The 7,284-nt window shown below is 65.3% G+C and carries 7 protein-coding genes; 4 read left to right on the top strand and 3 right to left on the bottom strand.

Annotated features, from left to right (window positions below; translation table 11 throughout):
* Nucleotides 1–91: 91 nt before the first annotated feature.
* Nucleotides 92–1,420: an IS1182 family transposase gene (locus VGR99_RS07760; protein WP_326897753.1), complete on the top strand. Its 1,329-nt coding sequence runs from the start codon at nt 92–94 to the stop codon at nt 1,418–1,420.
* Nucleotides 1,421–1,529: 109 nt separating this feature from the next.
* On the opposite strand, the gene VGR99_RS07755 is transcribed toward VGR99_RS07760, so the two are convergent.
* Complete coding sequence (locus VGR99_RS07755; protein ID WP_326897752.1) at nt 1,530–2,720, bottom strand: YbfB/YjiJ family MFS transporter; 1,191 nt, start codon at nt 2,718–2,720, stop codon at nt 1,530–1,532.
* Nucleotides 2,721–2,851: 131 nt separating this feature from the next.
* Between VGR99_RS07755 and leuB the strand changes: the two genes are divergently transcribed.
* Nucleotides 2,852–3,964 carry a 3-isopropylmalate dehydrogenase gene (gene leuB, locus VGR99_RS07750; RefSeq protein ID WP_326897751.1) on the top strand — a complete coding sequence of 371 codons (1,113 nt, stop codon included), beginning with the start codon at nt 2,852–2,854 and terminating at the stop codon, nt 3,962–3,964.
* 112 nt (nt 3,965–4,076) lie between these two features.
* Nucleotides 4,077–4,712 carry a DapH/DapD/GlmU-related protein gene (locus VGR99_RS07745; RefSeq protein ID WP_326897750.1) on the top strand — a complete coding sequence of 212 codons (636 nt, stop codon included), beginning with the start codon at nt 4,077–4,079 and terminating at the stop codon, nt 4,710–4,712.
* A 68-nt stretch (nt 4,713–4,780) separates the two neighbouring features.
* Here VGR99_RS07745 and VGR99_RS07740 read toward each other — a convergent pair whose 3' ends face one another.
* Nucleotides 4,781–5,164 carry a hypothetical protein gene (locus tag VGR99_RS07740; RefSeq protein WP_326897749.1) on the bottom strand — a complete coding sequence of 128 codons (384 nt, stop codon included), beginning with the start codon at nt 5,162–5,164 and terminating at the stop codon, nt 4,781–4,783.
* Nucleotides 5,165–5,320: 156 nt separating this feature from the next.
* On the bottom strand, nt 5,321–6,103 hold the full coding sequence (locus VGR99_RS07735) for a hypothetical protein (protein WP_326897748.1): 783 nt from the start codon (nt 6,101–6,103) through the stop codon (nt 5,321–5,323).
* 116 nt (nt 6,104–6,219) lie between these two features.
* Here VGR99_RS07735 and VGR99_RS07730 point away from each other — a divergent pair, with 116 nt between their 5' ends.
* Nucleotides 6,220–7,254, top strand: coding sequence for an aspartate-semialdehyde dehydrogenase (locus tag VGR99_RS07730; protein WP_326897747.1), 1,035 nt, complete (start codon nt 6,220–6,222; stop codon nt 7,252–7,254).
* Nucleotides 7,255–7,284 lie beyond the last annotated feature (30 nt).

Here is a 7,284-nt window from a genome sequence, read left to right as displayed (position 1 = left end):
CGCTCTACCCATCCTACGAGACTGTGAATCTTTTTGTACCGCGCGTCGGGCGAATGTGATTCTCTAGGCAGATTGATTGCCGGGGAGAGAGATGGCTGACGACGGATTTTTTGGCGAATTGCCGGAGCAGTCGACGCCGCGAAGCGAAGCGGGGCCGCGGGGCGCACCTCGGCTACGCGAGCCCGTGCGCGATCAGATCGAATTGCGAGCGGTCGATATCGATAGCCTGATCGGGCAGGATCATCCGGCGCGGACGATCTGGGCTTATGTCGAAGAGCTCGACCTGAGCGAACTGGAAGATCGGGTCAAGGCGCGGGAGAACAGGCCGGGTCATCCGGCGCCATCGCCCCGGTTGCTGCTGGCGCTTTGGCTGTACGCCACGAGCGACAGCGTTGGCAGCGCGCGGGCGCTGGACCGGCTCTGCGACAGTCACGACGTCTACCGCTGGCTCTGCGGCGGCGTGTCTTTGAACTATCACACGCTGTCGGACTTCCGGGTCGACTGCGCCGACTTGCTCGACCGTTTGCTGGTCGAGCATCTGGTGGCCCTGAATGAGGCAGGGCTGATTGATCTGGAGAAGCTAACCCAGGACGGGGTGCGGATACGGGCGAATGCCGGGACCGGATCATTTCGGCGAGAGGCGACGCTGGATCGGCAGATGGCGCAAGCGAAGGCTGTGGTGGAAGAGCTCAAGCGCGAGGTCGATGCCGATCCGGAAGCCAGCAATCGGCGGATCCGGGCCGCCAAAGAGCGCGCGGCGCGCGAACGCAGCAGGCGGGTACAAGCCGCGCAGACGGCGCTGGCCGAGATCAAGCGCAAGCGAAAACAGCTCGATGACAAGGGCGGCAACGGCAAAAAGCCCAAAGAGCCACGGGCCTCCACCACCGACCCGCAGGCACGGGTGATGAAAATGGCCGATGCCGGCTTCCGTCCGGCCTACAATGTACAGGTGGCCAGCGCGGCCGGCGAACTGATCGTGGTCGCGATCGATGTCGACAACAGCGGCTCGGATCGTGGCTTGATGCGACCGATGCTGGAGCGAACGCGCGCTCGGCTGAAGCGCTTGCCGCGCCGCTACCTTGCCGATGGCGGGTTCTGCAGCGGCGAGGACATCGAATGGGCGCATGGCGAAGGTGTCGAGGTTTACTGTCCTCCCCCAAACTCCAGGAGCGGTGTCGATCCCTTTTTACCCCGGAGCAGCGACGGTCCCGGGGTCGCCGCCTGGCGTGCTCGCATGGCCAGCCAAGCCGGCAAGGCACAGTACAAAGCCCGCACGATCTGCGAATGCATTCATGCCCGATGGCGGAACTGGGACCTCAGGCAATTGACCGTGCGCGGCATCGAGAAGGTCCGGGCCGTCGTGCTCTGGTACGCCCTCGCCAACAACATCCTGCAAGGACACCAACTCGCAAAAGCATAGACCGCAGAACCATACCCGTCCGCCCCACGCCGCTCGCCTCCCACATCAGGGGCCGCCAACGCCCCTTGATGTCGAATCTGGAAATGGCTCTCAGGCTCTACGGCGCCGGTTACCTGGCCGGCCCCACCTTCCGCTGACACAATGCAGCGACCGCCCCCAGCGCCAGCAGCGCCGCCGACACGTTCAGCGCGTAGCTCAAGCTTCCCAGCGCATCGGTGATGGCGCCGACCACGATCGGCCCCAGCGTCTGGCCGACGCCGAACGAGATCGTCATCGCTGCGATCGCGGTCGGCCACATCTCGGGCGGATAGTTGAAGCGGACGAAAGCGGTGGTCGAGCCGACCACGGCGAAGAAGGCCACGCCGAACACGACGGCCGAGACCGCCAGCCATGCCGGCGAATGCCCGAGCATCGGCAGGGCCGCACCAAGCGCGTTGGTGCTGAGGATGATCGCGGTGGCCAATCCGCCGCGATCGAGCGCGAGTACGCCGCGCCAGACCCAGGGCGTCACGAAAGCGCTGAGGCCGATCAGGCTCCAGAACGCCGCCTGCGCCGCGGCTCCGCCGCCGCCGTCGCGCACATAGGCGATCATGAACGTCATGTAGGCGATGTAGCCGGCGCCGAACAGGAAGTAGGCGGCGAGGTAGATGAGCACGGGCAGAATCTTGAAGGCGCCATGACTGCCCTCGGAGAAGCGCGCTCCGCTCTCGATGCGGGCCACGAACAGCGGCACGGTCATGATGGTCGAGAGCAGCGTCAGCGCCCACCACACCAGCCACCACGAGCCCGGTCCGAAATATTGCAGCGTGAACGGGGCGATCAGCCCCGAGGAGAGAATGCCGATGCCGGGCCCGGCATAGAACAGGCTGAGCAGGAAATTGGCCCGCGCGGGCTGCGACTGCGCGATCGTCGCGGCCAGCGCGCCACCGGCGACGAAGCCGGCCGCGGCCCCCAGGCCCAGCACGAGGCGCGCCAGGCTCAGCGCAATGAAATTGCCGGTCAGTGCGCAGGTGGCGAGCGCGGCGACGCAGGCCACGGTTCCGCCGCGGATCGCCGCCGACCAGCCGACTCGCTGGATCAGCCGGGACGCGATGAGGGCGCCCACGAGGTAGCCGACGGCATTGATGGTGTTCATGAACCCGGCCGCCGAATAGGACCAGCCGAGGTCCTCCCGCATGTCGGGCAGCACCAGGGCATAGGCAAAGCGGCCGATGCCGAGCCCGACCGTCGCCGCCAGCGACAGGGTCAGGATCAGCCGCGCGGGATGTGCGTCAGGTCGGGGGCGATCAGGTGCGTGCAAGGGGTTCTCCGGCCAGCGCAGTGTGGCAGGCCCCGCCCGGCTTGCACAGCCGCGAGGCGGCAATGGTGTCTTGCCAAGCGCGCAACGCCGCTCTAGCACTCCGGCCGAATTCGATCTGAGAGGAAACGACCATGGCGACCCACAAATTGCTGCTGCTCCCCGGCGACGGTATCGGCCCCGAGGTGATGGGCGAGGTGAAGCGGCTGATCGATTGGCTCAATTCGGCCGGGATCGCCAAGTTCGAGACCGACACCGGCCTCGTCGGCGGCTCCGCCTATGACGCCCATAAGGTGTCGATCTCCGAGGGCGACATGGCCAAGGCGCTGGCCGCGGACGCCATCATCTTCGGCGCGGTCGGCGGCCCGAAGTGGGACGCCGTTCCCTACGAGGTGCGCCCCGAAGCCGGCCTGCTCCGCCTGCGCAAGGATCTGGCTCTGTTCGCCAACCTCCGTCCGGCCGTGTGCTATCCGGCGCTGGCCGACGCCTCCAGCTTGAAGCGTGAGGCGGTCGAGGGCCTCGACATCGTCATCGTGCGCGAGCTCACCGGCGGCGTCTATTTCGGCGAGCCCAAGACCATCACCGATCTCGGCAACGGCCAGAAGCGCGCCATCGATACCCAGGTCTACGACACCTATGAGATCGAGCGCATCGGCCGCGTCGCCTTCGAGCTTGCCAGGAAGCGCAAGAACAAGGTGACGTCGATGGAGAAGCGCAACGTCATGAAGTCGGGCGTGCTCTGGAACGAGGTCATGACCCAGGTCCACAAGCGCGAATATCCCGATGTCACGCTCGAGCACCAGCTCGCCGATTCCGGCGGCATGATGCTGGTGAAAGCGCCGAAGCAGTTCGACGTCATCGTCACCGACAATCTGTTCGGCGACATGCTCTCCGACATCGCGGCGATGCTCACCGGCTCGCTCGGCATGCTGCCCTCGGCCTCGCTCGGCGAAGTCGATGTGAAGAGCAAGAAGCGCAAGGCGCTGTACGAGCCGGTGCACGGCTCGGCGCCCGACATCGCCGGCAAGGGCCTCGCCAATCCGATCGCGATGATCTCGTCGTTCGGCATGGCGCTGCGCTATTCCTTCGACATGGGCGCGCTCGCCGACAAGGTCGACGCCGCGATCGCCGCCGTGCTGGCGAGCGGCCTGCGCACCGCCGACATCAAGTCGGAGGGCACCACGGCCGCCTCGACCACGCAGATGGGCGAAGCGATCTTGAAGGAACTGCAGAAGCTGCACGCGTAAGCGGGCACATGCAATCGTAGCCCGGATGAGCGAAGCGACATCCGGGACCTTGCCTGCCGTGTTCCCGGGTATCGCTTCGCTCACCCGGGCTACGACTTCACCGGAGCCTTTCATGGATGCGCATCGTCCCAAGATCGCGGAAACCATCATCCATGAGACGGTGCGCCAGCGCGAGGCGCAGATCGGGCGGCGCTGCGAGATTCTCAGCCATACCCGCATCGAATATGCTTCGCTCGGCGACTACTCCTATCTCGGCGAGAATTGCGAGGTCGCCGACGCCGCGATCGGAAAATTCACCGCCATTGCCAATTCGGTGCGGATCGGCGCGCCGAACCATCCGATGGGCCGCCCGTCGCAGCATCGCTTCACCTATGTCCCGGAATATTACGAGGCGAGCGCGACGCGTGACCGCGACTTCTTCGCGGATCGCCGCGGCGACCGCGTCATCGTCGGCAACGACGTCTGGATCGGCCACGCCGCGATCCTCTTGCCGGGCGTCACCGTCGGCGACGGCGCGGTGATCGGCGCGGGCGCGGTCGTCAGCCGCGATGTCGCGCCCTACACGATCGTCGGCGGCGTTCCCGCGCGCCCGATCCGCAAGCGCTTCGATGATTCCGTCGCGGACAGCCTGCGCCGCATCGCCTGGTGGAATTGGCCGGATGAGCTGATCTTCGAACGCCTCGGCGATTTCCGCTCCGAGGCGATCGAAGACTTTTGCCGGCGCTATGACCCGGCAGCCAACGCGTAACGCGGATCTCGCACAAACAAAAAAGGCCGGGCGATAGCCCGGCCTTTTGATTCGGTCGTGACGTCCGCTCAGTAGAGCGGGAAATTCCGCGGGTAGCCGCCGACATCGGCCGGCGTGCTGAGCGGCTGGCGATCGATCGGACGGTTATTGTTCTCGCGTGCGAAGGTCGGATAACCGATCTCCGGCGGGAAGGCGTAATCGTTGAACTTGCGGTCGCCCGGATTGACCTCGGTGCCACCGTCGAGCCAGGAGCGCTTGCTCACATAGAGGCGGGTGCGTCCCTGCTGATAGACCGCGTTGGGGCCGCTCGGGCCGTAATAGGGCCGGCCGCGATCGTCATAACGCTTGACCTTGGTGTCGGCCGAAGCTGGCGCTGCGAGCGCCACGGCAACAACGGCCCCCGCCGCCAGCCAGGTCGCCAATTTGGTTGCCGCAGAAAATTTCGAGCTCATCACGTCCCCTTCAGGCGGCAAGCCGCCAGTCGATTTCGCCCCATACTATCCCGGCCAGGGTGTCCGCAACTAGGTCTATTGGGTCACACCAGCGCGGAATAATCGTGCGCGCCGGCAAAAGTTGCATGCAAACCAGCTACTTGAGCTTGATGCCGGTCAAAGCGCCCCGCGCAATTGCGCATTCGCGGCACCCAGCAGCCAATCCGACGAACCCGAGGGCGTGCAGGGCCGGCGCTTGAGCTCGGCATGGGCGAACAATTCCGCGAGCTTGGGTTCGTTACCCGAGGTCAACAGCGTCAGCCGGTTCAGCGTGCAGGCGACCGCCGCGCGCTGGGCGGGCAGGGTATCGCCCTGGCAGGAGAAGCCGGAGATCTGGAGCGCCGGCTCCTCATTGCGCTTGAGGTAGCCGAGGCAGGCCGGCTGCGCCGTGCCGGCCGGCCGGAACAGAGCGACGGGGCCGAATTTGGTGTCGATCAGGCCGGCCTGCTCAAGCGGGGTCGCCGCCGTGAGGCCCATCCGGAGCGCCAGCCCTTCGGTCGCCGGACGCGCCATGTCGAATTCGCCGCCTTCCCGGTAAATCTCGAGCTCGGCCAACGGCTTGTCCACCTCACCGTTCCAGCGCAGCACGTCCCTGCGGCCGCCTTCGGGGTGCCTGAGGATGAGGTAAGAGGCTGTTTTCTCTGATGAATCGAGCTTGCTGAGGGCGAAGGCCGGATGCGAGCGGTCGGCCACGGCCCAGCCCGGCCTGGAAGCCGGCTCATCGTCGCGCAGATCAGGGAGCTGGCCGAGAGCGGCGAGGCCGAGGATGGCAAACAGCACCAGCGCCCCCACATAGGCGAACAGGCGCGCCAGCGTCCCGACCACCTCGTCGGCGAAGGCTGCAAGCGCCAGATGGATCTGGGTAGGGCTAACGGCCGTGCTGGCCTCAGGCGATTGCATCCACGGCCTTCAGGCATGGTCCAACGTTGTCTTGAGGCCGGTTCTCGCATAGAAGCGCTGCTCTTCCTGTTTAAGCGCGAGCTTCAGGAACGGGCTTTTTCATCGGAGAGTGAACGATGGGTTACAAAGTCGCAGTCGTCGGCGCGACCGGCAATGTCGGACGGGAAATGCTCAACATCCTCGATGAGCGCAAATTCCCCGCGGACGAGGTCGTCGCCCTAGCGTCACGCCGCAGCGTCGGCGTCGAGGTCTCCTATGGCGATCGCACCCTCAAGGTCAAAGCGCTCGAGCATTACGATTTCTCCGACGTCGACATCTGCCTGATGTCGGCCGGTGGCTCAGTGTCGAAGGAATGGTCGCCGCAGATCGGCGCCGCCGGCGCGGTCGTGATCGACAACTCCTCGGCCTGGCGCATGGATCCGGACGTGCCGTTGATCGTGCCCGAGGTGAACGCGGCTGCGACCGAAGGCTTCAAGAAGAAGAACATCATCGCCAACCCGAACTGCTCGACCGCGCAACTCGTGGTCGCGCTCAAGCCGCTGCACGACAAGGCGACCATCAAGCGCGTCGTCGTCTCGACCTATCAATCGGTGTCGGGCGCCGGCAAGGACGCGATGGACGAATTGTTCTCGCAGACCAAGGCCGTCTACACCAACGACGAGTTGATCGCGAAGAAATTCCCCAAGCGCATCGCCTTCAACGTCATCCCCCACATCGACGTCTTCATGGAGGACGGCTACACCAAGGAAGAGTGGAAGATGATGGCGGAGACCAAGAAGATTCTTGATCCCAAGATCAAGCTCTCCGCGACCTGCGTGCGCGTGCCCGTGTTCGTCGGCCACTCCGAGGCCGTCAACATCGAGTTCGAGAATCCGATCACCGCGGACGAAGCCCGCGAGATCCTGCGCAAGGCGCCCGGCTGCCTCGTCATCGACAAGCACGAGCCCGGCGGTTACGCGACTCCTTACGAAGCGGCCGGCGAGGACGCGACCTACATCAGCCGCATCCGCGAGGACGCGACGGTGGAGAACGGTCTCGTGCTGTGGTGCGTGTCCGACAACCTGCGCAAGGGCGCAGCGCTCAACGCGATCCAGATCGCGGAAGTCCTGATCAACCGCAAGCTGATCAGCGCGAAGAAGAAGGCGGCGTAAGCCGCGCTTTGTAGGGCGGATTAGCCGAAG

This window comes from Bradyrhizobium sp. (assembly GCF_035935975.1).
GTDB lineage: Bacteria > Pseudomonadota > Alphaproteobacteria > Rhizobiales > Xanthobacteraceae > Bradyrhizobium.
The sequence above is the reverse complement of the archived record's forward strand: the minus strand, read 5'-3'. Positions and strand labels throughout refer to the sequence as shown.